The organism is Streptomyces sp. C (genome assembly GCF_000158895.1).
Taxonomy (GTDB): Bacteria; Actinomycetota; Actinomycetes; order Streptomycetales; family Streptomycetaceae; genus Streptomyces; species Streptomyces racemochromogenes.
This window is the reverse complement of record NZ_GG657750.1, coordinates 7,110,369-7,112,119: the sequence shown is the minus strand read 5'-3', so window position 1 is coordinate 7,112,119 and position 1,751 is coordinate 7,110,369. Positions and strand designations below refer to the sequence as shown.

1 protein-coding gene is annotated in these 1,751 nt (G+C 76.0%); it reads left to right on the top strand.

The window, feature by feature from the left end; genetic code table 11:
• Positions 1-212: 212 nt before the first annotated feature.
• On the top strand, positions 213-1,751 hold a 1,539-nt coding region (locus SSNG_RS31805; RefSeq protein ID WP_241695165.1), incomplete at its 3' end, for a TOMM precursor leader peptide-binding protein.

Here is a 1,751-nt window from a genome sequence, read left to right as displayed (position 1 = left end):
TCGAACAGCTCGTGGAGGCCGGGATGCTGGAGGACGGCCCACCCGGCGAGCCCTACCGGATCCACGCCTTCCTCCGCGGGTACGCGCGGTGGCTGGCCCGGGACCGGGCCGGCGCCCCGGCCCTCCTGCCCGGCTGAGGCGGCCCCTCCCGCCTCCCCGACATTTCCCACCTCACGCCTTCGTCCCCACCAGACCGCAATCAGAGGTGTTCCATGTCCCTGGACAGCTATCAGTACGTTGCCGCGACACGCCCCAGGATCCGCCGGGACGTGCTCTTCACCGAGACGCCCGACGGCGTGCTGTTCCACAATTCCGACGGGGGCTTCCGCCTCACCGCCCGCACCGCCTACCGGTTCGCCACGCTGATCGTCCCGCACCTGACCGGTGAGCACACCGTCACCGAGCTGTGCCAGGGCCTGGGCGACACCCAGCGCGCCATGGTCGGCGAACTCGTCAAGACCCTGTACGAAAGGGACTTCGCCCGTTCCGTCGCCGAGCCCGCCGACGCCGGCCGGGCCGCCGCACCGCCCCCGGACGTGGCCCGCAGATTCGCGCCGCAGATCGCCTACGCCGACCACTACGCCGATGACGCCGAAGCCCGCTTCCTGCGCTTCCGCGACACCCGGGTCGCCGTCCTCGGCGAGGACGCGGTGGCCCGCTGGTGCGCGCTGAGCCTGGTGCGCAACGGCTGCGCCACCGTCGGCGTGCTGCCCGGAGCCGACGCGGAGGAGGTACGGGCCGAGGCGGCCGAGGCCGTCGCCGACGGCTGCCCGGTGGAGGTCCGCACCCTGCCCGGACACCCGCTCGGCTGGGACGGGTTGGCGGAGTACGAGTTCGTCGTGGTGACCGGCGGGGCGGCGGCCCCGGCCCGGCTGCTGCCGCTGCTGCGCGCCGGGATCCCCGAGGGGCGCACCCTGCTGCCCGCCTGGTCGTACGGGAACGACGCGGTGGTCGGCCCGCTCATGGCGCACGGCACCGCCGGCTGCTGGTCCTGCGCGGCCCTGCGGCTGGGCTCGGCGCGCGGCGGCCCGGCCGCGGCCGCGCTGTGGAGCGCCCTCGCGCTGCCGGAGGCGCCCCTCGCCGAGGGCCCGGTGCCGGGGCGGCCGCTGTCCGCGATGATCGGCAACCTGCTGGGGTACGAGGTGTTCCGCGCGGCTTCCGGTTCGCTGCCCGCCGAGACCGCCGGACGGCTCCTCGTCCAGGACACGGCCTCGCTGGACGTCACCGCCGAGCCGCTCCTGCCGCACCCGCGCTGCCCGTTCTGCGCGCCCGGCGAGACGGAGGCCGCCCCCCTGGACCTCACCGCCGCCGGCACCTCGGGCACGCCCGCACTGCCGACGCTGGAGACCGCGCGGGAGGCGGACGCGCTGGTGGAGGAGCTGAACCGGCGCTCCGCCCTGGTGCGCCCGTACGCGGGGGTGTTCACCCGGTACGCCGACGAGGAGCTCACCCAGATCCCGCTGAAGGCCGGGGTGGTGGAGCTGGGCCTCTGTTTTTTTGCGGACCCGTACCGTCGCCGCGTTCGACGTCCACCACGTGGCGGGGGCGCGGATGCGGGCCCTGGACGCGGCGGCGCTGGTGTACGCGGAGCACGTGGTGCCGGCCCGCGACGTGACCGTCGGCGACGGGGCCCCGGGCACCGTCCCCGCGGCGGCGCTGGCGACGGCCTCCGGGATACCGGGCGGGGCGTCCGCGTACCAGCCCGCGGTGTCCCTGCTGACGAAGGAGCCCGCGCTGGTCCCGGCGGGCGC